We start from the raw sequence: 24911 nt of genomic DNA on the forward strand, positions 1-24911 counted from the left end.
CATGAACAACTGCGCCAGGGCGCATCCTGTCTGGCTTGGGCGGTGTTGCTTAAAAAATGGGCAGTTTGTGGCTCATCCACTGAGCCTGAACCCGCGTAGATTGCGGCTATTCTTGACGCCTCACGGTTTCGCTTTGTCTGTACCCGCTCCCCCCGTTGCCTGCATGCCTGCATCCTCCATTTCGCCCGGCTTCATTGCCCTGCACAGCCACCGCTCTGAGGTGCTGGCCGACACCCTCACGGCTTGGCTGCGAGCGCACCCTTTGCTGCCGCTCGAGAGCGAAGTGGTGCTGGTGCAAAGCAACGGCATGGCCGAGTGGATCAAGATCGAACTGGCCCGTCAGGGTGGCGTGTGCGCCGCCACGCGGGTGGAGCTGCCTTCGCGCTTTTTGTGGCGCACTTACCGGCAGGTGCTGGGCAAGCACAACGTGCCACCCGACTCACCGCTCGACAAACTGCCCATGACCTGGCGGCTGATGGCCTTGCTGCCAGGCTGCCTGAGTGATCCCGTGTTCCAACCCGTGGCGGGTTTCTTGAGAGGCGACGAGCCGGACCGCCTGTTGCAACTGGCCAGTCGCCTCGCCGACCTGTTTGACCAGTACCAAATTTACCGCCCCGACTGGCTGCAAGACTGGGCCGCTGGGCGCAACGCGCTGCGCAAAGCCGCTGGGCATGATGAGCTCGGCGAAGACCAGCTCTGGCAGGCCGAACTTTGGCGGCGCGTGCTCGACACTTTGGATGACAGTCAGCGCCAAGCCACCCGCCCGGCGCTGCATGCGCGGGCGCTGGCGCACCTGCAGTCGGGCCAGCCGCTGGCCAGCCCCGTGGCGCGGCGCGTGTCGGTGTTTGGCATGAGCCACATGCCCGGGCAGCTGCTGGAGATGCTGGCGGCACTGGCCGCGCACAGCCAGGTGCTGCTGGCCGTGCCCAACCCTTGTCAGTACCACTGGGGCGACATCATCGACGGGCGCGAGTGGCTGCAGGCCGAGCGGCGACGTCACGCCTACCGAGGCGAGGCATTGGCTGGCTTGCCGCTGGCGCAGATGCATTTGCACGCGCCCACGCTCTTGGCCGCTTGGGGGCGGCAGGGGCGCGACTTCATTCGCCAGCTCGACGCTTTTGACGACCTGCAGGCGGCCCAACAAGTCACGCAGTGGCCGCGCCTGGACTTTTTTGACGATGTGCCTGTCGAAGATGGCACGCGTTTGCTCGCGCAGTTGCAGCGCCGCATCCGGGACCTGGAGCCGTCTAGCGGTGGCACCCCAGCCTTGCCTTTGCGCCAGGACGACCACTCGGTCACGTTCAGCGTGGCGCACAGCCCGGTGCGCGAACTCGAGGTGTTACACGACCAGTTGCTGCAGTGGTTCCACACCGCGCCCGAGCCTTTGTCTCCACGCGATGTGGTGGTCATGGTGCCCGACATCGAAGTCATGGCCCCGGCGATACGCGCCGTGTTTGGTCAATACAAGCGCAGCGATGCGCGTTTCATCCCCTATGACATTGCCGACCTGGGGGCGCAGGCCATCAGCCCGTTGATCCATGCGGTCGAATGGCTGCTGGCCCTGCCGCAGCAGCGCAGCCGCATGAGCGAGCTGGTCGAGCTGCTCGAAGTGCCCGCGCTCGCAGCCCGCTTTGGCCTGAAGGACGAACACCTGCCCACGCTCACGCGCTGGATGGCGGGCTCGGGCATCCGCTGGGGCCTGTCGGCCGAGCACCGTGCTGGCTTGGGTCTGGGCGTGTGCGGCGACGACAACTCGGCGCTGTTTGGCGTGCAGCGCATGCTCATGGGTTATGCCTGCGGTGCCGACCCGGTGGACGATGAGGTGTCATTGGGCGTGTCGCCTTACCCGGAAGTGGGGGGGCTCGATGCCGAGCTGGCCGGGTCGCTCGCGCACCTGCTGCAGGCCCTGATCGATTGGTGGCAAATCTGCACGCAAAGCGCCACGCCCGCAAAGTGGGCCGAGCGTTGCCGCGCCATGCTCGCGGCGCTGTTCAAGCCGCGTGACGACAACGACCGCAATGCCCTGGCAGCGCTCGACCAAGCGCTCAACGACTGGGTGCGGGCTTGCGGTGAGGCGGGTTTTGCCGAAGCCGTGCCGCTGGCCGTGGCCCGATCGGCTTGGCTTGAAGCTTTGAAGGCCCCCCGGCTGGAGCAGCGCTTTCGGGCCGGGGGTGTGACGTTTTGCACATTGATGCCGATGCGGGCGATCCCGTTCAAGGCGGTGTGCCTGCTGGGCATGAACGATGGCGACTACCCGCGCCGCAGCCCGCGTGCCGACTTTGACCTGATGGGCCTGCCCGGCATGACGCGCCCCGGCGACCGCTCACGCCGCGACGACGACCGCCAGCTCATGCTCGAAGCGCTCTTATCGGCGCGTCAGGTCTTGTACGTGAGCTGGAGCGGCCGCAGCGTGCGCGACAACAGCGAACAACCGCCTTCGGTGCTGGTCTCGCAGCTGCGCGATGAGATTGATCTGCTCTGGGGCAAAGACACGGCCAAAGACCTGACCACCGTGCACCCGCTGCAACCGTTCAGCCGCGCTTACTTTGAAGTGGGCAGTGGTTTGTTGACCTATGCCAAAGAGTGGCGGGCGGCGCAAGATGTCCAGCGTGGTGATGGGGCCAGCGAGACGGGCACGCCATCGTCGGCTCTCGCGCTGTTGTCGCCACTCATGGCCGCGAACGATCAAGCCCCGGTCATCTCGCTTGCCCAACTGGCCCGCTTCCTGCGCAAACCTGTGGGTGCGTTTTTCCGCGAGCGGCTGCAGGTGCATTTGGAAGACGAGCGCAGTGAGCTGCATGACGAAGAACTGTTTGGCTTGGGCGGGCTGGACTTGTACCAGTTGCTCGACCACGAACTGCAGCACGTGCCTGCGGATTTGAGCGCAGACGAACTGCCCAGCCATGCAGCGCGTGTGGTGCAGTACTTGCGTGAGGCCGGGGCCTTGCCGCTGGCGGGTGTGGGCACACTCGAAGCGCAAAAGCTCACCCACATCCTGCAAACCCAACTGGCCGCTGCTCTGCACGAGCGCGGGGCCTACCCCGAAGCGGCCGAGCGCGTGCTGGTCGACCAGGTAAACCCGCAAGTGAGTTTGCAAGACGCTTTGGGCGGCGTGCTGGCGGGTGAGGGTGGGCAAATGCTTTTGAGTTTGCGTGCCAATGACGTGGCGGATCTCAAACCCAAAACACCTTTGGCCAGACCTGAAAAACTCATCGACATTTGGCTGCAGTCGCTGGCCGCTGCCGCCATGGGGCATTCAGTGCGCTGTGTGGTGGTGGGCCGCAACGCCGTGGTGCGTGCAGAACCGCAAGACCCTGAGGCCGCCCGCACCCAGTTGCAGACCTTGCTGGCCACCTGGGCCGAGGGCATGCGCTGGCCGCTGCCCTTGCCACCCGGTGTGGCTTTGCAGTGGCTCAAGGACAAAGAAAACACCAATGCGCTGGCCGATGCCTACGAAGGCAGCGACTTCAAGAGCGCAGAAAAAGACAAAGACCCGGCGCTGTCCCGCACCTACCCCACGGTGCAAGACTTGCTGGCCACGGGTGCACTGGATCGACTGGCGCAGGCGGTGTATGCGCCGCTCAAAGCTTGGGCTGCAGAGGCCGAAGTCGAGGCCTTGCCCGATGCGCCTGCAGACGATGAGGGGGACGAGGCATGAGCACCGCACACGCTCTCAACGCCCACAGCTTTCCGCTGCGCGGCAGCCACCTGATCGAGGCGAGCGCAGGCACGGGCAAGACCTGGACGATTGCCGCGCTGTATGTGCGCTTGGTGCTGGGCCATGGCGATGCGGGCACCGCACCCGTGCGCCCCATGCTGCCGCAAGACGTGCTGGTGATGACCTTTACCCGCGCCGCCACGCGTGAGCTGTCAGACCGCATCCGCGCCCGCCTGACCGAGGCGGCGCAGGTGCTCCGGGGCATCGCCCCAACGGACGACGCCTTCCTGAACCAACTCAAAAGCGAATACCCCGAAGGTGAGCCCCGCGAACAAGCGGCGTATCGGCTGGCGCTGGCCGCGCAGGCCATGGACGACGCGGCCGTTTACACCATCGACGCTTGGTGCCAGCGCATGCTGCGCGAGCACGCCTTTGACAGCGGCAGCCTGTTTGAAGAAAACTTGGTCGGTGACGAAGCCGCGCTGCGCCTCGAAGCCGTGCAGGACTACTGGCGTCAGCAGCTCTACCCCATGGCCACACCGCTGGTGGTGCAGGTGCAGCGCGTCTGGCGCGACGTGCCAGCGCTCGACAAGGACATGCGTGCCCTGATGGCGGTGCCGCTGGCCGACCCCGCCCCCGGCACGCTGGCGCAGGTGTTTGGTGAGGCGATGGCCGAGCGCGATGCGCAACTGGCGGCGCTCAAGCAGGGCTGGGTGGAAAAGGCCGACAGCTTGTTGGGCTGGATCGAGGGGCAAATTGAGCACCACAAGTCGAGCTGGGATGGCCGTAAGTTGAGCTACAAAAATTGCGAAGCTTGGCTGGGTGTGCTCAAAGCCTGGGCGCAAAGCGCAGACGAGCCCAAGGTGCTGCAAAAAGACATGAAGACAGGCTGGGACCGCTTCACGCCCAAAGGCCTGCTGGCTTGCCGCAAACCCGGCGAAGCGCCCTTGGACTTGCCGCCCGAATCGCAAGCCTATGCCGATCTGCAAGCCGCTTTGTTGGCCTTGCCCGAACCCGCACAAGCCGCCCGCCTGCACGCCCGCACCCATGTGTTGCAGCGCATGGCTGAGCTGAAAAAACGCAGCGGCCTGTTTGGTTTTGCCGACATGCTGCAACGCCTCGATGTGGCGCTGGCCGACCCCGAGTCGGGCGAGCGTCTGGCGCAGCGACTGCGCGAGCAGTTTCCGGTGGCGATGATCGACGAGTTCCAGGACACCTCGCCGCTGCAGTTCCGCATTTTTGACCGCATTTACCGCACAGCCGAGAACCGGCAAGACGCTGCGCTCCTGCTGATCGGGGACCCCAAGCAATCGATCTACGGCTTTCGCGGTGCCGACATCCATGGCTACTTGGCCGCACGCCGCGCCACCGAAGGCCGTCACCATGTGTTGGGCACCAATTACCGATCCACCCAAGCTGTGGTGGATGTGGTGAATCGCTGGTTTGAAATCCCGAAAGACGCCTTTGGTTACCAACGCGGCGATGAAGATCCGCTGCCTTTCCAGGCTGTTAAAGCCAAGGGCCGCATCGAAGTGTTCACGACCTGTGATGGTGGCGTGAAAGCCATGACCTTGGTGCATGACGCCAAGCTGCGCAGCCAGCGTGATGCGCTGACGCACTTGTCGGCCCTGTGCGCTGAGCAGATCGTGGCTTGGCTGAGTGACCCGCAGGCCCGCTTTGTGGACCTGAGTAAAGGCGATCCGGACAAGGGCGATAAGCCGCTGCAGCCCAAAGACATCGCCGTGCTGGTGCGCACGGGCAAAGAGGCCGCTGCCGTGCGCGACGCTTTGCGTGTGCGGGGCGTGGCCTCGGTTTACCTGTCAGACCGCGACTCGGTGTTTGCCAGCGACGAAGCGCAGGACCTGTGCCTGTGGATGCGCGGCGTGGCCGAGCCCCAAAACATGCGCCGCGTGCGTGCTGCTTTGGGCACGCGCACCGTGGGCCTGTCGCTGGCCGAGTTGTACAGCTTGGCCACGCAAGATGAGTTGCTGGACCAACGCGCTGAGCAGATGCGTGACCTGCGCGGGGTTTGGCAAGGGCAGGGCGTGTTGGCCATGCTGCGCCAGTCCTTGCATGTGTTGCAACTGGCCGGGCGCTGGCGTGGCCAGAGCGATGGCGAACGCCGCCTGACCAATGTGCTGCACCTGGCCGAACTGCTGCAAACCGCCAGCAGCCAGCTGGATGGTGAGCAGGCCCTGATCCGCTGGCTGGCCCAGCAGATCGAGGAGGTCAAGGCGGGGGGCGCAGGCGACAGCGAAGAACAGACCGTGCGACTGGAGAGCGACGAAGACCTGGTCAAGGTCATCACCATCCATGCCAGCAAAGGCTTGGAGTACCCGGTGGTGTGCCTGCCCTTTGCGCACAGCCACCGCATGATGGAAGCCCACAAAACCCCGGTGTTGCAGCTCGATGACGGCCAGGGCGAGCGGCATTGGACCTTGGACTTTGACAAGAACGACACCGAGACTGCCGATCACGACCGCCTGCGTGAAGACCTGCGCCTTTGGTACGTGGCGCTCACGCGTGCGCGGCATGCGCTGTGGGTGGGCTGGAGCCCGGTCACGCGGGGTTCGGGCAAAAGCTGCGTGAACCACAACAGCGCTGCAGGCCATTTGTTGGGCGGTGGTGACGCCATCGATGAAGCTGGCTGGTTGACCAAGCTGCAAGCACTGGAAACCGATGCGCATGCGCAGCGCTTGTCGGTGCAGTTGGTGCCCGCGAGTGAAGGCGTGCCGCTCACGGTCTGGCAGCGGCCCGCCCGCACCACTGAACTGCGCGACGCGCTGGTTTGCACCGCCCGCATCGACAAGTCGTGGACCATTGCGAGCTTCTCGCGCCTGACGCGAGACCTGTCTTCGCAGCCTTTGGCGCAAATGAGCCTGCACATGGCCACACCGCGCCCGGCTGATGACGAACCGCCCGAAGATGCACAGGTCCTGCCCACCCCTGCAACCCCTGTGGGTTCTTTGGCCCCGTGGCACGGCTTTGCCAAAGGCCCGACGGCAGGCAACTTCTTGCACGACCAGCTCGAGTGGTTGGCGGCTGATGATTTTGTGCTCGACGCACCCAAGGCTGAGCGCCTGAAAAAGCGCTGCGAAAACGCAGGCTACAAAGCCCAAGCCGATGTGGTGGTGCAGTGGCTCACCCGTGTTGTGGCGCAGCCCCTGCGTGGGCCAGGTAGCCCGCTGAACGCGCTGAGCACCTTGCTGCCCGAGATGGAGTTCTGGCTGCCTGCCGAGCGGCTGCACGCCCGCGAGGTAGACGCGCTGTGCCAGCAGCACCTGCTGCCCGGCGTGAGCCGCCCGCAACTGCCCGACGCGCAGCTGCACGGCATGCTGATGGGCTTTGCCGACTTGGTTTTTGAGCACGAAGGGCGTTACTGGGTGCTCGACTACAAATCCAACCACCTGGGTGCCGATGACGCGGCCTACACCGCGCAGGCGCTCGATGCCGCCATGGCCCACCACCGCTACGAGGTGCAGGCCGCGCTCTATATGCTGGCGTTGCACCGCCTGCTGCGCAGCCGACTGGGCGTGGCCTACAACCCAGCACAACAACTGGGCGGCGCGGTGTACCTGTTCTTGCGTGGCATCGACGGGCCTGCGGGCGGCTGCTGCACCTTGCCTGCTCCGCTCGAATTGCTCGAAGGCTTGGACGCCATGCTCCATGCCGAGGTGAAAGCATGAGTTTCAAAAAGCCCTCGCGCACGATGTCTGTCCCCACCACGCAAATGGATTGGCTCAACGACCTACCAGCCCAAGGCCTGAGCGCCCCGCAAACGCTGCAATGGCTGCAGTTGTGGACCGAGCAAGGCCTGCTGCGCCACATCGACAGTGCCCTTGCAGCGCAATTGCTGCGGCTCGATGGCCAAGCCAGCCCCGCGCTGCTGGTGGCGGCGGCCATACTCGCGCAAATGGAAGGCCGTGGCCACACCTGTTTGCCCTTGGCTGACCTGTGCGCACCGCCTGTGGCGATGTTGGGTTGGCCCACCGTGGCGGTGGACGGGCCGCAAGGCTTGCGTGCGCTTTGGGCGCACCTGCCCGCCATGCTGGCCGACTGGCAAGCCGCTTTGCAAAGCAACACATCCCGAGCCTGTTCGCGTCTGAGCGATGCACCCGACCAAGGCCAGCCGCTGGTGCTGGGCGGCACGGCCCATGCCCCGCTCCTTTACCTGCGCCGCTATGCGGGTTATGAAAAGCGCGTGGGCCAGGGTCTGTTGCAGCGGGCCAGCGAACCGTTGCCTGTGCCCGAGGCGGTGGCCCGCCAATGGCTGGACCGTTTCTTTGTGCCCAGTACAGAAGCACCTGCTGACACCGATTGGCAAAAGGTGGCCTGCGCCGTAGCGCTGCGTGCGCGTCTGTCGGTCATCACGGGCGGGCCGGGCACAGGCAAGACTTACGCCGCTGCACGCCTGTTGGCATTGCTGCTGGCGCTGCACGAGGAGGGCAGCCCCTTGCGCGTGGCATTGGCTGCGCCCACAGGCAAAGCGGCGGCGCGGCTCAAGCAATCCATCGACAACGCGCTGACCAGTCTGCAAGATCAGGTGCCAGAGGGCAGCGGTCTGGACCTGAACACGCTGATCGCCCGCATGGGCCCGGCCCGCACCTTGCATTCGCTGCTGGGTGCACGGCCCGACACGCGCCAGTTCAGGCACCATGCGGCCAACCCGCTCGATGTGGATGTGCTGATCGTGGACGAAGCCTCGATGGTGCATTTGGAAATGATGGACGCGCTGCTGCAGGCCCTGCCCGCCACGGCGCGGCTGGTGCTGCTGGGCGACAAGGACCAGCTGGCCTCGGTGGAGGCGGGCGCGGTGCTGGGCGACCTGTGCCGCGACGCCGCCGCAGCCCGCTACAGCGCGGACACTGCGCAGTTTGTGCAGACCGTGGCCGGGCAGACCTTGCCTGCCGAGTATCGGTCTGCGGGCGCTGCGCCTTTGCTCGCTCAACAAACCGTGATGCTGCGGCAAAGTCGCCGCTTCAAAGGCGCCATCGGCCAATTGGCCTTGGCCGTGAATCGGGGTGACACCCATGCTGCGCGTGCTGTGTTGTCGGGGGCTTTGGTGGACGACAGTCCTCGCTCGCGAACGCCCGCTGAAGGTGGCACCCCGCATGAAGCCAGCGCACTGCTCGCCCTGCAACCTGCGAGCCCACAAGCTGTCTGTGCTTTGGCGCTGGGCAGTTCGGCCAAGCCGTCCTACGCCGACTACCTGCGCCTCATGCAGCAGGTGCCGAGCGGGCAAGACGCCGAAACCCATGCCAATTGGGTGCGCAGCGTGCTCAAAGCTTTTGAGCGTTTCCGAATCCTGTGCGCCGTGCATCAGGGCGAATGGGGCACCCAAGGACTCAACGCCGCCGTGCAAAAAGCCTTGGCCGATGAAGGGCTGCTCAAAGTCACGGGCGAATGGTTTGCCGGTCGCCCGGTCATGGTCACCCGCAACGATGCGCAGCTGGGCGTTTTCAACGGCGACGTGGGCGTGGTGCTGCCCAACACCGAAGGCACGCTCAAGGTCTGGTTTCTTGACGGCGAGACGCTGCGCTCGGTGAGTGTGATGCGCTTGGCGCAGGTCGAAACGGCTTTTGTCATGACGGTGCACAAGAGCCAGGGCTCGGAGTTCGAGCACACCGCGCTGGTCTTGCCACCGGGCGGTGCTGAAGTGCTGAGCTGTGAGCTGGCCTACACAGGCATCACTCGGGCGCGTGAGCAGTTCACCCTGATCGAGGCTGAGGCCGGATTGCTTGAAGCGGCCATTGACCGCCCGAGCGTGCGGGCCAGCGGCTTGGCTCAGTGGTGGCTTTGACTGCCTGAAATCGCCCCGGGGGCGGGGCTCCCACATCCCTTGTAGGAGCGGCGCCCCCGCCGCGATGACGTTTAACTGGCAAACCCCTCGCAAGCTCCAGCATTGGCCTTGCCCCGGCATTCGCGTAAAAGACGCTTGTCCCGCTCAGCCTTGCTCTCGCCCGTGTTGGGGCTGACGGGCGGTTTGGGTGCTTTACTTTGTTTCGGTTTTTTGGTCTTCGCGGGCTTGTCGGAGGCCGTGACGGCTGTGAAGTTGTCTACCGCATGGCTGGCTGGCGCTATGGCCATCAAGCAAAGCCCCAAACCCGCGCTGGCGAGCGCAGTCATCCAATGCCGTGTGTTCATGGCGGTCTCCCTGTCTGTTGTTGTGCCGTTCATCATAGGCAAGCGCAGCGCTTGTGCAAGGGGTGACAGCTGCCGGGCAGGCCAGCCGTTACGATGAGGGCATGAACAAAAAAACCGCTCCTTTCATGCGCCAGGCCGTCATGGACCTGGAAGAGTCCCGCATCCGCGAAGTGGCCAACGCAGGCATGGGTCGGCCCGATGTGCTGGCTTTCTGGTTTGGCGAATCCGACGAAGTCACGCCCGACATCGTGCGCCAAGCGGCCATCGATTCGATGCAAAAAGGCGAGACCTTTTATTCGCACAACCTGGGCCTGCCCGAGCTGCGCCAGGCCGTGTCCGACTACATGTCTGCCTTGCACGGACCCATTGGTGTGGACCGCCTGGCCATTACTTCGGGCGGCGTGAACGCCTTGATGCTGGCGGCGCAAGCCCTGATCGACGCGGGCGACGAAGTGGTCGCTGTCACGCCCGTCTGGCCCAACCTGACGGCGCAGGCTTTGGTGATGGGCGCGAATTTGAAGTGCGTGTCGCTGCGCCCGGTGGGTGGCCAATGGCAGCTCGACATGGCCGCGCTCAAAGCCGCCATCACCCCCGCCACGCGTATGCTGATCGTCAATTCGCCCAATAACCCCACGGGCTGGACGCTCAGCCGGGCCGAACAGTCCGAGATATTGGCGCACTGCCGCAGCACCGGCACTTGGGTGCTGGCCGATGAGGTGTATGAGCGCCTGTATTACGAAACCGACACGGCCAATGGCTGCGCCCCGTCTTTTCTGGATGTGGCTGAGCCCGACGACCGCCTGGTCGTGGTGCACAGCTTTTCCAAGAGCTTTTTGATGACCGGCTGGCGTCTGGGTTGGCTGGTCATGCCTGCCGCCATGACGCCTCACATGGGCAAATTGATCGAGTTCAACACCTCGTGCGCTTCGGTGTTCACCCAAAAGGCGGGTGTCGTGGCCTTGCAAAACACAGCCGACATCACACCCCGTGTGGTGGCCCACCTCAAAGCCTGCCGCGACACCCTGGTGCCGCTGCTGCAGGCCGTGCCCGGCGTCCAATTGGCCTCGGCCAAAGGCGGGATGTACGCATTTTTCAAGCTCGAAGGGCATCCGGACGCGGTGGCCACTGCGAAACGGCTGGTCGCCGAAGCCGGTCTGGGACTGGCCCCCGGCGAAGCCTTTGCCCCCGAAGCGGCGGGTTGGCTGCGCTGGTGCTTTGCCTCCAAAGACTTGGACAGGCTGAGCCAGGGCGTGGAACGGCTCAAGGGCTGGCTGGCCGAGAACTGATGGAATGTCTTTAATCTGAATCTGACCCTCATTAATGTTTAATCGGAATCTGATCCTCATTAATGACCCTCATTAACGGGGATCTGACCCCCATTAACGCTATTGTCATCCCGGGCGAAGACCCGGGATCCAGGTATTCGACTGCGCTTGTCGGGGTTGAAGCCACCGACCTACAAATCCCGCCGAGAGCAGGAGTGCGGCTGTTATTTGGGGTCACTTTCGGGCTATAATCCGCCTGTTTTGCGATTTGCAAAGCGCACGCCATCCGCTTTTCCGGCAGATGGCGCAAGTCATTAACCCGCTGATATTCCTCAAGAATTCGGCGAAAACAAGGAAATACCATGATTGCATCTTCAATCAAGGCCGAGGTCGTCAAGGCCAACGCACGTGCTGCCAATGACACTGGGTCCCCAGAAGTCCAAGTGGCTTTGCTGACAGCCCGTATCAACGAGCTGACACCTCACTTCAAAACACACGCCAAAGACCATCACGGTCGCCGCGGTCTGCTGCGCATGGTGAGCCGTCGCCGCAAACTGTTGGACTACCTCAAGTCCCGTGATGCTGACCGTTACGTTGCGCTGATCGCCAAGCTTGGCCTGCGTAAGTAATCGTCTCTCCAGATGAAAAGCGCCTGAGTTAGTTCACTAGCTCAGGCGCTTTATTCTTTTTTTCAGTCGGAATTTGTCACAAAGAACCCGCGCTGTGTCATTCCACAAGGCTTTCAAATCAAGGTTTTGTGGAATGGCATCGAGTTCAGAGCGTCAACTTCCGGGCCCACAGTGCAGCCTCATGCGCTTTTGTTTTCAGGAGTTCTGAACATGTCCATTTTCAACAAAGTTACCAAAACCTTCCAGTGGGGCCAGCACACGGTCAAGATGGAAACCGGCGAAGTGGCTCGCCAAGCGGGCGGCGCTGTGCTGCTCGACATGGAAGGCACCGTGGTGCTGGCCACTGTCGTGGGTTCCAAGATCGCCAAAGCCGGTCAAGATTTCTTCCCCCTCACGGTGGACTACATCGAGAAGACTTACGCCGCAGGCAAGATCCCTGGCAGCTTTTTCAAGCGTGAAGCCAAGCCCAGCGAGCACGAGACCCTGACCAGCCGTCTGATCGACCGTCCGATCCGTCCTCTGTTCCCCGAAGGTTTCTACAACGACGTTCACGTGGTCATCCACACCGTGTCTTTGAACCCTGAAGTCGACGCCGACATCGCTGCGATGATCGCCGTGTCTGCCGCCTTGTCCATCTCGGGCATCCCATTCAACGGCCCCATCGGCGCCGCTCGCGTGGGTTACATCAATGGCGAATACGTCTTGAACCCCGGCCAGACCCAGCGCAAAGACAGCGTGATGGACTTGGTTGTGGCTGGTACCGAAGCCGCTGTGCTGATGGTCGAATCTGAAGCCCTGCAACTGTCCGAAGAAATCATGTTGGGCGGCGTGGTGTATGGCCATGAGCAATCCGCGATTGCCATCAACGCGATCCACGAGTTGGTGCGCGAAGCTGGAAAGCCTGTGTGGGACTGGCAAGCGCCTGCCCGCGACATGGCTTTCGAAGCCAAGCTGGCCTCTTTGGCTGAAGAAAAGCTGCGTGCGGCTTACCAGATCCGCAACAAGCAAGCCCGTACACACGCTTGCCGCGAAGCCTACGCTTCGGTCAAAGTCGCTTTGGCCGAAGAGGGCGTGGCCTTTGACAGCGTCAAGCTCGACGGCCTGATGTTCGAAATCGAAGCCCGCATCGTTCGCAGCCAGATTTTGGCGGGTGAGCCCCGTATCGATGGTCGCGACACACGCACTGTGCGCCCCATCGAAATCCGCAACAGCGTGCTGCCCCGCACACACGGCTCGGCCTTGTTCACACGTGGCGAAACCCAAGCTTTGGTGATCACCACTTTGGGCACCGAGCGCGATGCGCAGCGCATTGACGCATTGGCTGGCGAGTTCGAAGACCGCTTCATGTTCCACTACAACATGCCTCCCTTTGCCACTGGCGAAGTGGGCCGCATGGGTTCGACCAAGCGCCGCGAAATCGGCCACGGCCGTCTGGCCAAGCGCGCTTTGGCCGCTGTGCTGCCGAGCAAAGAAGAGTTCCCTTACACCCTGCGTGTGGTGTCCGAGATCACCGAATCGAACGGTTCGTCGTCCATGGCTTCGGTCTGCGGCGGCTGCTTGTCGATGATGGACGCGGGTGTGCCAATGAAAGCCCATGTGGCCGGTATCGCCATGGGCCTGATCAAGGAAGACAACCGCTTTGCGGTGTTGACCGACATCCTGGGTGACGAAGATCACCTGGGTGATATGGACTTCAAAGTGGCCGGTACCACCAACGGTATCACTGCACTGCAGATGGACATCAAGATCCAGGGCATCACCAAAGAAATCATGCAAGTCGCTTTGGCCCAAGCCAAAGAAGCCCGCATGCACATTCTGGGCAAGATGCAAGAAGCGATGAGCGAAGCCAACACTGAAGTGTCTGATTTCGCACCCAAGCTCTTCACCATGAAGATCAACCCCGAGAAGATCCGTGACGTGATCGGCAAAGGCGGCGCGACCATCCGTGCCCTGACCGAAGAAACCGGCTGCCAGATCAACATCTCCGAAGACGGCACGATCACCATCGCGGCCACCGACGGCGAGAAGGCCGAGATCGCCAAGAAGCGCATCGAGCAGATCACCGCTGAAGTTGAAATCGGCAAGGTCTACGAAGGCCCTGTGACCAAGATCTTGGATTTCGGTGCTTTGATCAACCTGTTGCCAGGCAAAGACGGTTTGCTGCACATCAGCCAGATCGCCCACGAGCGCGTTGAAAAAGTGACCGACTACCTGAGCGAAGGCCAGATTGTCAAAGTCAAGGTCATGGAAACCGACGAAAAAGGCCGCATCAAGCTGTCGATGAAGGCTTTGCTGGACCGTCCTGCTCAAGGCTAAACAGCGTTGCTTCGGGTGATCAGCGATCACCCGACATCGCGTGGATTCACCATGAACGTCATTGAAATCCAAAGCTACGGTGCCCCTGAGGTGCTGGTCCCTGGCTCCCGCCCTGACCCCGTTGCAGGGGCAGGGGAGTTGCTCATTCGTGTTTCGGCCAGCGGCATCAACCGCCCCGACGTGCTGCAACGCTTGGGCAATTACCCTGTGCCACCCGGTGCTTCGGACATTCCGGGCCTGGAAGTCGCGGGTGTGGTGGTGTCTGGCGATGCAGCGGCTATGGCCGAGGCGGGCTTGGCTGTGGGCGACCGCGTGTGCGCTTTGGTGGCTGGTGGGGGTTATGCACAGTTGTGCGTGGCACCCGTGGCCCAATGTTTGCCAGTGCCCAAGGGCCTGACGGACATTGAAGCCGCTTCGCTGCCAGAGACGTTCTTCACAGTCTGGAGCAATGTGTTTGACCGCGGGCGCTTGCAAGCGGGTGAGACCCTGTTGATTCAGGGGGGCACCAGCGGCATCGGCGTGACCGCCATCCAAATGGCCAAAGCAGCCGGTGCGACGGTGATCGCCACGGCGGGTTCTGACGACAAATGCCAGGCTTGTCTGGCTTTGGGTGCGGACCATGCCATCAATTACAAGACCATCGACTTCGTGGCTGAGGCCAAGCGCATCACCGGCGGTGTGGGTGTGAATGTGATTCTGGATATGGTCGCGGGTGACTACGTGGCGCGTGAAGTCGAGGCCTTGGCCGAAGATGGCCGTCTGGTCATCATCGCGGTGCAAGGCGGTATCCAAAGCGAGTTCAATGCAGGCTTGGTCTTGCGTCGCCGCTTGACCATCACGGGTTCCACCCTGCGTCCGCGTCCAGTGGCTTTCAAGGCGGCAATTGCCCAGTCTTTGCTCAAAACGGTGTGGCCTTGGATTGAATCGGGCCGCATCAAGCCGGTCATCCACAGCGTGTTTGCTGCGGCAGAGGCGGGCGGTGGTTTGCCATCGGGTGCGGCGCAAGCCCATGCCTTGATGGAGACCAACCAGCATGTGGGCAAATTGGTGGTGACTTGGTGATGACGATGCACAGCAAGTTGATGGTCGGCAACTGGAAGATGAATGGCAGCTTGGCTGCCAATGCGTCTTTGTTGTCGGATGTGCTGGCGGCTATGGCTGATCTGCACTGCCGTTCTGCGGTATGCGTGCCCTCGGTTTATCTGGCGCAGGTGCAAAGCTTGCTCGTGGGGTCGTCCATCGGCTTGGGGGCGCAAGATGTCTCTGCCCATGACATGGGGGCCTACACAGGAGAAGTGTCAGCCGACATGCTGCGTGATTTTGCGGTGCGCTATTGCATCGTGGGTCATTCGGAGCGCCGTCAGTACCATGCTGAGTCAGATGTGTTGGTGGCCCGCAAGGCACAGCGTGCGTTGGCTGCGGGCATTACACCCATCGTGTGTGTGGGCGAGAGCCTGTCCGAGCGCGAAGCGGGTCAGACCGAAGCTGTGGTCAAGCGCCAGTTGGCTGCGGTGATCCATGCCAATGGCCATTGCATCAGTGAAATCGTGGTGGCCTACGAACCTGTCTGGGCCATTGGCACCGGATTGACTGCCACACCTGAGCAAGCGCAACACGTGCACGCCGTTTTGCGGGCACAGTTGCAAGCGGCATCGTCGCATGCGGATCGGGTGTCGATTTTGTATGGCGGCAGCATGAATGCCGCCAACGCTGCCGAATTGTTGGCCCAGCCCGATGTGGACGGTGGCCTGATCGGTGGTGCGGCGCTGAAAGCGCCTGACTTTTTGTCCATGTTGAAGACCGCTTCGCGCTGAGTCTTTGGCCCACTTTTGATTGATTTTTGGAGATACAGATGAGCATGGTGTTGACTTTGATTTTGGTGGTGCAGATGTTGTCGGCCCTGGCCATGATCGGTTTGATCCTCATTCAGCATGGCAAAGGTGCTGACATGGGCGCAGCCTTTGGCAGCGGCGGTTCGGGCAGCCTGTTTGGCGCGACCGGGGGTGCCAACTTTTTGTCGCGCACCACGGCCGTTTTGGCTGCGGTATTCTTTGTGTGCACTTTGTTGTTGGCTTATTTCAGCAACGCCCGCCCAACGGCCCCCACTGGCAGCGTCCTGGAAGGCGTCGCGGTGACGGCTCCCGCAGCGCCTGTGGACAGCAGCACTGCAGCACAAATTCCGGGCAACGCCCCCACGGCCAAGCCTGACAACAGCGTGCCACCGGCACCCGCCAAGTAAGCTGACATTCAGCTTTGCTGCTCTGCACAAATTTCCCGTTTTCTGAAAGGAAATGGCAGGTTTTTCGGAGTAAACTACGGGATTGTCCGGAGAGCTAAATGCATCGTTTGATGTACCTCATGCAACCTGGTCAAAAGTATCCTGCCGTCGTGGTGAAATTGGTAGACACGCTATCTTGAGGGGGTAGTGGCGAAAGCTGTGCGAGTTCGAGTCTCGCCGACGGCACCAGACAAACAGAAAAGCCCAGGTTGTAAAGCCTGGGCTATTCATTCGGTGATACCGTCAGTCTCAAGATGAACCTCGAACAATACCTCCCCATTCTCTTGTTCATTTTGGTCGGCATTGCTGTCGGCATCATTCCCCAGGTTTTGGGCTACATCCTTGGCCCCAACCGACCTGACGCGGAAAAAAATTCCCCCTATGAGTGCGGCTTTGAGGCTTTTGAAGACGCTCGCATGAAGTTCGATGTGCGCTACTACCTGGTGGCCATCTTGTTCATCTTGTTCGATCTGGAAATCGCGTTCCTGTTTCCTTGGGCTGTGGCGCTCAAGGAAGTGGGTGTGGCGGGCTTTGTGGCCGTGGTGATTTTCCTGGCCATTCTGGTCGTGGGCTTTGTCTACGAGTGGAAAAAAGGCGCTCTGGACTGGGAATGATCTTGTCAAACACAACAGCATTCAGCCTGCTTAAGGACTCAAAATGATTGAAGGCGTGATGAAAGAAGGCTTCATCACCACGAGTTACGACTCGGTGGTGAATTGGGCCAAGACCGGCTCGCTCTGGCCCATGACCTTTGGTCTGGCGTGCTGCGCGGTTGAAATGATGCATTCGGCGACCGCCCGTTACGACTTGGCCCGCTTTGGTGCTGAAGTTTTTCGTGCCAGCCCACGCCAAGCCGATTTGATGATCGTGGCCGGAACCCTGTGTAACAAGATGGCCCCGGCCTTGCGCAAGGTCTATGACCAAATGTCCGAGCCGCGCTGGGTGATCTCCATGGGGTCGTGTGCCAATGGCGGGGGTTATTACCACTACAGCTATTCGGTGGTTCGCGGTTGCGACCGCATTGTGCCAGTCGATGTGTATGTGCCGGGTTGCCCGCCGACAGCCGAAGCGCTGATCTACGGCATCATCCAGCTGCAGCAAAAAATCCGCCGCACGCACACCATTGCGCGTGCTTGAGGGAAAGAAGACGATGACCGATTTCGCCATCCGCCCCGAAGACCTGCAAGACACCTTGGCTGCGGCTTTGGGTGATCGGGTTCAAAGTATTTCGATCGCTCTGGGGGAGGTCGCTGTTCATGTGAACGCGCAGCATTACCTGAGCGTGATGCAGACCCTGCGCGATGCCGCTGGCTGCCAATTCGAACAAATGATTGACTTGGCTGGTGTGGACTATTCCGCTTACCGCGAAGTCGGCACCGACGGCCCCCGCTTTGGCGTCACCGTGCACCTGCTGTCGGTCAGCCTGAACCAGCGCGTGCGCGTCAAAGTGCTGTGCCCAGACGATGATCTGCCTTTGGTGGCGTCTGTCAACGACCTCTGGAACTCGGCCAATTGGTACGAGCGCGAAGCCTTTGACCTGTACGGCATCGTGTTTGAAGGTCACAACGATCTGCGCCGCATCTTGACTGACTACGGTTTCATTGGCCATCCGTTCCGCAAAGACTTCCCGCTGTCGGGTCACGTCGAAATGCGTTACGACGCCGAGCGCAAGCGTGTGATTTATGAGCCCGTGAGCATTGAGCCACGCGAAATCACGCCTCGCATCATCCGCGAAGAAAACTATGGAGGCCTGAACTGATATGGCCGAAATCAAGAATTACACGCTGAACTTCGGTCCACAGCACCCGGCTGCGCACGGTGTGCTGCGCTTGGTGCTCGAGCTGGACGGCGAGGTCGTGCAACGCGCCGATCCGCACATCGGTTTGTTGCACCGTGCCACTGAAAAGCTGGCCGAAAGCAAAACCTATATCCAGTCCTTGCCCTACATGGACCGACTGGATTACGTGTCGATGATGTGCAACGAGCACGCTTACTGCCTGGCCATCGAAAAGATGCTGGGCCTGGAAGTGCCGATGCGTGCGCAGTACATCCGCGTGATGTTCTCCGAAATCACCCGCATCCTGAACCACCTCATGTGGCTCGGTTCGCACGGCAACGATTGCGGCAGCTCCACCATCCTGATCTACACCTTCCGCGAGCGTGAAGACCTGTTCGACATGTACGAGGCCGTTTCTGGCGCGCGCATGCACGCAGCCTATTTCCGTCCCGGTGGCGTGTACCGCGATCTGCCTGACAGCATGCCGCAGTACAAGGTTAGCAAGATCAAGAACGCCAAGGCCATCGAGCAGCTCAACAAGAACCGCAACGGTTCCTTGCTGGACTTCATCGACGACTTTACGCAGCGCTTCCCCAAGTGCGTGGACGAGTACGAAACCCTGCTGACCGACAACCGAATCTGGAAGCAGCGTACCGTCGGCATTGGCGTCGTGCCACCTGAGCGCGCTCTGAATTTGGGCATGACCGGCCCCATGCTGCGCGGCTCGGGCATTGCCTGGGACTTGCGTAAAAAGCAGCCCTACGATGCGTACGACCAAGTCGAGTTTGACGTGCCCGTGGGCAAGACCGGTGACAGCTACGACCGCTATTTGGTCCGAATGGCCGAGATGCGCGAGTCGAACCGCATCATCCAGCAGTGCGTTGCGTGGCTGCGTGCCAACCCAGGTCCGGTCATCACCGACAACCACAAGGTGGCACCGCCATCTCGCGAAGGCATGAAGTCCAACATGGAAGACTTGATCCACCATTTCAAGCTCTTCACCGAAGGTTTTCATGTGCCCGAAGGTGAGGCCTACGCAGCAGTCGAACACCCCAAGGGTGAGTTCGGCATCTACATGGTCAGTGACGGTGCCAACAAGCCTTACCGCCTCAAAATTCGCGCCCCGGGCTTCGCCCATCTGGCCACCCTCGATGAAATGGCCCGAGGCCACATGCTGGCCGATGCGGTCGCGATCATCGGGACCATGGACATCGTTTTTGGAGAGATTGACCGATGATCTCTGAGTCAACCAAAGCACGCTTTGCGCGTGAAGTCGCCAAGTTTCCTGCAGAACAAAAGCAGTCGGCCGTCATGGCTTGCCTGTCGATCGTGCAGCAAGAACAAGGCTGGGTCAGCCCCGACAGTGAGCTAGTCGTGGCCGAAGTTTTGGGCATGCCCGTGATGGCCGTGCACGAAGTCACCACCTTCTACAACATGTACAACCAAAAGCCGGTGGGCAAGTTCAAGCTGAACGTCTGCACCAACCTGCCTTGCCAGTTGCGTGGCGGTGCTCAGGCGCTGGCCCATCTGGAGCACAAATTGGGTGTGCACGCCGGTGAAACCACCGCAGATGGCTTGTTCACATTGCAACCCAGCGAATGCCAAGGTGCTTGCGCAGATGCACCCGTGCTCTTGGTCAATGACCGCCACATGTGCAGCTTCATGAGCCACGAAAAATTGGACCAACTCGTCGACAGCCTGAAGAAAGCAGAGGCCGCCTGATGAAAGTCGAACAAATCCTGAGCCAATTCCAGGCCACCGGCGTCGAAACTTGCTTCCATGATCGCCACATCAATCCGCAAATTTATGCGGGTCTGAATGGCCAAAACTGGGGCATCAAAGACTACGAAGCACGCGGTGGCTATGCCGCATTGCGCAAAATCTTGGGCAAAGATGGCAGTGCGCCGAACGCTGAAACAGGCGTGGCGGGCATGACACAAGACCAAGTGATCGCCACCGTCAAAGAGTCCGGTCTGCGTGGTCGCGGCGGTGCGGGCTTCCCCACGGGTTTGAAGTGGAGCTTCATGCCCCGCCAGTTCCCCGGTCAAAAGTATTTGGTCTGCAACTCGGACGAAGGCGAACCGGGCACGTGCAAAGACCGTGACATCATGGAGTACAACCCCCACACGGTGATCGAAGGCATGATCATCGCCGCTTATGCCATGGGCATCAGCGTGGGCTACAACTACATCCACGGCGAAATTTTCCACACCTACGAGCGCTTTGAAGCGGCTCTGGAGGAAGCCCGTGCAGCAGGCTACTTGGGTAACAACATTTTGGGCAGCACCTTCAGCTTCCAGTTGCACGCCTCGCACGGTTTTGGCGCATACATCTGCGGCGAAGAAACCGCCTTGCTCGAATCGCTCGAAGGCAAAAAAGGTCAGCCACGCTTCAAGCCGCCGTTTCCAGCCAGCTTTGGTTTGTACGGCAAGCCCACCACGATCAACAACACCGAGACCTTCGCAGCGGTGCCTTGGATCATCCGCAACGGTGGTCAGGCGTATCTGGAATGTGGCAAGCCCAACAACGGCGGCACCAAGATCTTCTCGGTCAGTGGTGACGTCGAGCGTCCTGGTAACTACGAAGTGCCCATGGGCACACCGTTTGCCAAGCTGCTCGAACTTGCTGGCGGCGTGCGCGGTGGCCGCAAGCTCAAGGCCGTGATCCCCGGCGGCTCGTCTTCTCCGGTTGTTCCCGCCGATTTGATGATGAAGCTCACCATGGACTACGACAGCATCGCCAAAGAAGGCGGCTCGATGTTGGGTTCGGGCGCGGTGATCGTCATGGACGAAACCCGTTGCATGGTCAAGGCCTTGGCGCGTTTGTCTTACTTTTACTCGCACGAGTCCTGTGGCCAATGCACGCCTTGCCGTGAAGGCACGGGCTGGCTGTGGCGCATGGTCGATCGCATTGAAAACGGCCAGGGCCGTGCCAGCGACATCGACATGCTTGACAGTGTGGCTGGCAACATCATGGGCCGCACGATTTGCGCCTTGGGCGACGCAGCGGCCATGCCGGTGCGCGGCATGCTCAAGCATTTCCGTCACGAATTTGTACACCTCATCGAGCACAAGACCTCCATGGTCGGTGCCGATGCAACAACGGTGAAGACCCATGGTTGAAATAGAACTCGACGGTCAGAAAGTGGAAGTTGTCGAAGGCAGCATGGTCATGCATGCCGCTGAAAAGGCCGGCACCTACATCCCGCATTTCTGCTACCACAAGAAACTCTCCATCGCGGCGAACTGCCGCATGTGCTTGGTTGAGGTCGAAAAGGCCCCCAAGCCCATGCCCGCCTGCGCCACGCCCGTGACGCAAGGCATGATCGTGCGCACCAAGAGCGACCGGGCCATCGCCGCCCAGAAGTCGGTCATGGAGTTCTTGCTCATCAACCACCCGCTCGATTGCCCGATTTGCGACCAAGGCGGTGAATGCCAGTTGCAAGACTTGGCTGTGGGTTACGGCGGCACGACCTCGCGCTACGAAGAAGAAAAGCGCGTGGTCTTCCACAAAGAAGTGGGCCCGCTGATCTCCATGGAAGAGATGAGCCGCTGCATCCACTGCACACGTTGCGTTCGTTTCGGTCAGGAAGTGGCCGGTGCCATGGAGCTGGGCATGTCCCACCGTGGCGAGCATGCCGAGATCGAAACCTTCTTGGGTCAGACCATCGATTCCGAACTGTCGGGCAACATGATCGACATCTGCCCCGTGGGGGCTTTGACCAGCAAGCCGTTCCGCTACCACGCCCGGACGTGGGAGCTGTCGCGCCGCAAGTCGGTGGCCGCCCACGATTCCTCGGGTGCCAACCTGATCGTGCAGGTCAAAAACAACCAGGTCATGCGTGTCGTGCCTCTGGAAAATGAAGATGTCAACGAGTGCTGGATCGCCGACCGCGACCGTTTCTCGTACGAAGCCCTGAACGGCACTGACCGCTTGACCCAGCCCATGCTCAAGCAAGGTGGCGAGTGGAAAGAAGTTGACTGGCAGACCGCGCTCGAGTATGTGGCCAATGGCTTGCGCAACATCCAGCGCGACCATGGTGCCAACAGCATCGGCGCACTGGTCAGCCCGCACAGCACCGTTGAAGAGATTTACCTGGCCGGCGCTTTGGTGCACGGCCTGGGTTCGGACAACATCGATTACCGACTGCGCAACGCCGAATTTGGCGCTGCTGAAGGTGTGCGCACGCTGGGCACATCGGTTGCATCGCTGTCCACTTTGCAGCGCGTGCTGGTCGTGGGCTCTAACCTGCGCAAGGATCATCCGCTGTTTGCTCTGCGCGTGCGCCACGCCGTGCGCCATGGTGCACAGCTGAACGTGATCACATCGCCCGCCGCTTTCAACCACGCCGACGCTTGGGCCATGCCCGTGGCGCAGGTCGTGTTGGGTGACGCTGCCGCTTGGGCGCAAGCCCTGGCTGATGTGGCAGCCGCCATCGCAGCAGAGAAGGGCGTTAGCGCCCCAGCCGCTGGCAACATCACAGCCCAGGCTCAAGCCATCGCCAAGTCCTTGCTGGGCGGTGAACGCAAAGCCGTGTTGCTGGGCAACGCCGCAGCGCACCACGCCAACGCTTCGTCCTTGTTGGCCCTGGCCAACTGGATCGCCGAGCAAACCGGTGCCAGCGTGGGCTACCTGACCGAAGCGGCCAACACCGTGGGTGCGCAGTGGGCCGGTGCACAGCCTCAGACCGGTGGCAAACACGCAGGTCAGATGCTGGCCGGTGGCCTGAAAGCTGCCGTTTTACTCAACACTGAACCCGAGTTCGACAGCGCCGCAGGTGCTGCCGCTGCTCAAGCCTTGGGTCAGGCCGAGATGGTCGTTACGCTCAGCCCGTTCAAGGCCAACATGGCTTTCAGCGATGTGCTGCTGCCCATTGCACCGTTCACCGAAACATCGGGCAGCTTCGTCAATGCCGAAGGCCGTTTGCAGAGTTTCCATGCTGTGGTCAAGCCTTTGGCTGAAACCCGTCCGGCCTGGAAGGTGTTGCGCGTGCTGGCCAATTTGCTCGAAATTCCGGGCGTGGCCTTTGAAACATCGCAAGAAGTTTTGGCCCGTGCCACGGCCAAGCCACTGGCTGCATCCAACGCCACACGCGCTGCGATCAACTTGGCTGCAGCAGCGGGTACGCCTGCTGTGGCATCCATTTACCAGCTCGACAGCATCGTGCGCCGTGCGCCCTCGTTGCAGCTGACTGCAGACGCACGCCAGGAGGTGGCCCCATGATTGACGCTCTGTACAACGGCGGCCTGAACCTGGTTGCCGCCACTTGGTGGGCCACTTTGGTCTGGCCGGTTTTGTGGATTTTGCTCAAGATCGTCGCCATCCTCGCGCCTTTGATGGGTGCGGTGGCTTACCTGACGCTCTGGGAGCGCAAGCTGCTGGGCTTCATGCAAGTGCGCCACGGCCCCAACCGCGTGGGTCCCTTTGGTTTGCTCCAGCCGATTGCCGATGCGCTCAAGCTATTGACCAAGGAATTGATCAACCCGTCCGCCGCCAGTCTGGGCTTGTTCCGCTTGGGTCCGATCATGGCCATCATGCCCGCCTTGGCGGCGTGGGTGGCGATTCCTTTCGGACCGGAAGTCGCATTGACCAACATCAACGCCGGCTTGATGCTGGTGATGGCCATTACCTCGATCGAGGTGTACGGCGTGATCATTGCGGGCTGGGCCTCCAACTCCAAATACGCCTTCCTCGGTGCTTTGCGTGCCTCGGCCCAGATGGTGAGCTACGAAATCGCCATGGGCTTTTGCTTCCTGGTGGTCTTGATGGTGTCGGGCAGCATGAACCTGACCGAGATCGTTCTGTCGCAAGGCAAGGGTCAGATGGCCCACATGGGTCTGGGTTTCTTGTCGTGGAACTGGCTGCCGCTGCTGCCCATCTTCGTCGTCTACCTGATCTCCGGCGTGGCCGAGACCAACCGTCACCCGTTTGACGTGGTCGAAGGCGAAGCCGAAATCGTGGCCGGTCACATGGTCGAGTACTCGGGTATGGGCTTTGCGATCTTCTTCCTGGCCGAGTACGCCAGCATGTGGTTGGTGTCCATTCTGGCCGTGATCATGTTCCTGGGCGGTTGGTTGTCGCCCATCGACAGTGCCTTGTTCAACATGATTCCGGGCTGGATCTGGTTGGGCCTGAAAACTTTCCTGGTCGTGTCCATGTTCATCTGGATCCGTGCCACTTTCCCGCGCTTCCGTTATGACCAGATCATGCGTCTGGGCTGGAAGATTTTCATTCCGGTCACCCTGGTGTGGCTGCTGGTGGTGGGCGCTTGGTTGTTCTCGCCCTGGAACATCTGGAAATAAGCGGTTCACGACCATGACAACAATGACTGCTTCCTCCTTTTCGATCAAGGACTTCTTCAAGAGCTTCATGCTCGTGGAGTTGCTCAAGGGCATGGCCCTGACCGGACGCTACGCTTTCGCCCGCAAGGTGACGGTGCAGTTTCCGGAAGAAAAAACACCGCTGTCGCCGCGTTTTCGTGGCCTGCATGCCCTGCGCCGTTATGACAACGGTGAAGAGCGCTGCATCGCTTGCAAACTGTGCGAAGCCGTGTGCCCCGCGATGGCCATCACCATCGAAGCTGGCCAGCGTGAAGACGGCTCACGCCGCACCACGCGTTACGACATCGACCTGACCAAGTGCATCTTCTGCGGTTTCTGCGAAGAAAGCTGCCCGGTGGACTCGATCGTCGAGACCCATATTTTTGAATACCACGGTGAAAAACGCGGTGACCTGTACTTCACCAAAGACATGTTGCTGGCCGTAGGCGACCGTTACGAAAAAGAGATCGCAGCCAACAAAGCTGCCGATGCTCCTTACCGTTGAACGCCCCCCAGTCCTGAAC

General features: G+C 61.2%; 19 protein-coding genes and 1 tRNA gene. 19 read left to right on the forward strand and 1 reads right to left on the reverse strand.

The window, feature by feature from the left end:
• Nucleotides 1–163 precede the first annotated feature (163 nt).
• The 3 genes from recC to recD are packed head-to-tail and all read left to right on the forward strand — an operon-like array spanning nucleotide 164 to nucleotide 9458.
• The gene (recC, locus tag B9Z37_RS10800) at nucleotides 164–3658 is read left to right on the forward strand and encodes an exodeoxyribonuclease V subunit gamma (protein ID WP_108313046.1); all 3495 of its coding nucleotides are present in this window, start codon (nucleotides 164–166) and stop codon (nucleotides 3656–3658) included.
• Entirely contained in the window at nucleotides 3655–7344 is a 3690-nt protein-coding gene (gene recB, locus B9Z37_RS10805; RefSeq protein WP_108313047.1) for an exodeoxyribonuclease V subunit beta, read from the forward strand. Before recC ends, recB begins: the two co-directional genes overlap by 4 nt.
• Nucleotides 7341–9458: an exodeoxyribonuclease V subunit alpha gene (recD, locus tag B9Z37_RS10810; protein WP_108313048.1), complete on the forward strand. Its 2118-nt coding sequence runs from the start codon at nucleotides 7341–7343 to the stop codon at nucleotides 9456–9458. The genes recB and recD overlap by 4 nt, the downstream gene beginning before the upstream one ends.
• 71 nt (nucleotides 9459–9529) lie before the next feature.
• On the opposite strand, the gene B9Z37_RS10815 is transcribed toward recD, so the two are convergent.
• Nucleotides 9530–9802 (reverse strand): hypothetical protein, encoded by a 273-nt coding sequence (locus B9Z37_RS10815; protein ID WP_108313317.1) that lies wholly within the window; start codon nucleotides 9800–9802, stop codon nucleotides 9530–9532.
• Nucleotides 9803–9903: 101 nt separating this feature from the next.
• Here B9Z37_RS10815 and B9Z37_RS10820 point away from each other — a divergent pair, with 101 nt between their 5' ends.
• The 16 genes from B9Z37_RS10820 (at nucleotide 9904) to nuoI (ending at nucleotide 24892) form a co-directional block, all read left to right on the forward strand.
• Nucleotides 9904–11088 (forward strand): pyridoxal phosphate-dependent aminotransferase, encoded by a 1185-nt coding sequence (locus tag B9Z37_RS10820; protein WP_108313318.1) that lies wholly within the window; start codon nucleotides 9904–9906, stop codon nucleotides 11086–11088.
• A 341-nt stretch (nucleotides 11089–11429) separates the two neighbouring features.
• Entirely contained in the window at nucleotides 11430–11696 is a 267-nt protein-coding gene (gene rpsO, locus B9Z37_RS10825) for a 30S ribosomal protein S15 (protein WP_019428565.1), read from the forward strand.
• 210 nt (nucleotides 11697–11906) lie between these two features.
• Complete coding sequence (gene pnp, locus B9Z37_RS10830; RefSeq protein ID WP_108313049.1) at nucleotides 11907–14012, forward strand: polyribonucleotide nucleotidyltransferase; 2106 nt, start codon at nucleotides 11907–11909, stop codon at nucleotides 14010–14012.
• 51 nt (nucleotides 14013–14063) lie between these two features.
• Nucleotides 14064–15074 (forward strand): NAD(P)H-quinone oxidoreductase, encoded by a 1011-nt coding sequence (locus B9Z37_RS10835; protein WP_108313050.1) that lies wholly within the window; start codon nucleotides 14064–14066, stop codon nucleotides 15072–15074.
• Nucleotides 15075–15079: 5 nt separating this feature from the next.
• Nucleotides 15080–15826, forward strand: coding sequence for a triose-phosphate isomerase (gene tpiA / locus B9Z37_RS10840; protein ID WP_167394382.1), 747 nt, complete (start codon nucleotides 15080–15082; stop codon nucleotides 15824–15826).
• Nucleotides 15827–15864: 38 nt separating this feature from the next.
• The gene (gene secG / locus B9Z37_RS10845; RefSeq protein ID WP_108313052.1) at nucleotides 15865–16251 is read left to right on the forward strand and encodes a preprotein translocase subunit SecG; all 387 of its coding nucleotides are present in this window, start codon (nucleotides 15865–15867) and stop codon (nucleotides 16249–16251) included.
• A 143-nt stretch (nucleotides 16252–16394) separates the two neighbouring features.
• Nucleotides 16395–16479: transfer RNA gene (locus tag B9Z37_RS10850), tRNA-Leu, on the forward strand.
• Nucleotides 16480–16544: 65 nt separating this feature from the next.
• The gene (locus tag B9Z37_RS10855) at nucleotides 16545–16904 is read left to right on the forward strand and encodes an NADH-quinone oxidoreductase subunit A (protein WP_108313053.1); all 360 of its coding nucleotides are present in this window, start codon (nucleotides 16545–16547) and stop codon (nucleotides 16902–16904) included.
• Between the two features lie 43 nt (nucleotides 16905–16947).
• Nucleotides 16948–17427: a NuoB/complex I 20 kDa subunit family protein gene (locus B9Z37_RS10860; RefSeq protein ID WP_019428571.1), complete on the forward strand. Its 480-nt coding sequence runs from the start codon at nucleotides 16948–16950 to the stop codon at nucleotides 17425–17427.
• A gap of 13 nt (nucleotides 17428–17440) precedes the next feature.
• Entirely contained in the window at nucleotides 17441–18049 is a 609-nt protein-coding gene (locus tag B9Z37_RS10865) for an NADH-quinone oxidoreductase subunit C (RefSeq protein WP_108313054.1), read from the forward strand.
• 1 nt (nucleotide 18050) lies between these two features.
• A complete protein-coding gene (locus B9Z37_RS10870) occupies nucleotides 18051–19304 on the forward strand; it encodes an NADH-quinone oxidoreductase subunit D (protein WP_108313055.1) in 1254 nt (417 codons plus the stop codon).
• On the forward strand, nucleotides 19301–19789 hold the full coding sequence (gene nuoE, locus B9Z37_RS10875) for an NADH-quinone oxidoreductase subunit NuoE (protein WP_108313056.1): 489 nt from the start codon (nucleotides 19301–19303) through the stop codon (nucleotides 19787–19789). Before B9Z37_RS10870 ends, nuoE begins: the two co-directional genes overlap by 4 nt.
• On the forward strand, nucleotides 19789–21189 hold the full coding sequence (gene nuoF / locus B9Z37_RS10880) for an NADH-quinone oxidoreductase subunit NuoF (RefSeq protein WP_108313057.1): 1401 nt from the start codon (nucleotides 19789–19791) through the stop codon (nucleotides 21187–21189). Before nuoE ends, nuoF begins: the two co-directional genes overlap by 1 nt.
• A complete protein-coding gene (gene nuoG / locus B9Z37_RS10885) occupies nucleotides 21182–23290 on the forward strand; it encodes an NADH-quinone oxidoreductase subunit NuoG (protein ID WP_108313058.1) in 2109 nt (702 codons plus the stop codon). The genes nuoF and nuoG overlap by 8 nt, the downstream gene beginning before the upstream one ends.
• The gene (gene nuoH, locus B9Z37_RS10890; RefSeq protein WP_108313059.1) at nucleotides 23287–24369 is read left to right on the forward strand and encodes an NADH-quinone oxidoreductase subunit NuoH; all 1083 of its coding nucleotides are present in this window, start codon (nucleotides 23287–23289) and stop codon (nucleotides 24367–24369) included. Before nuoG ends, nuoH begins: the two co-directional genes overlap by 4 nt.
• A 22-nt stretch (nucleotides 24370–24391) precedes the next feature.
• A complete protein-coding gene (gene nuoI, locus B9Z37_RS10895) occupies nucleotides 24392–24892 on the forward strand; it encodes an NADH-quinone oxidoreductase subunit NuoI (RefSeq protein WP_369916743.1) in 501 nt (166 codons plus the stop codon).
• Nucleotides 24893–24911: the final 19 nt, after the last annotated feature.

Source organism: Limnohabitans parvus II-B4, assembly GCF_003063455.1.
In the GTDB taxonomy this organism is placed as follows: domain Bacteria; phylum Pseudomonadota; class Gammaproteobacteria; order Burkholderiales; family Burkholderiaceae_C; genus Limnohabitans_A; species Limnohabitans_A parvus.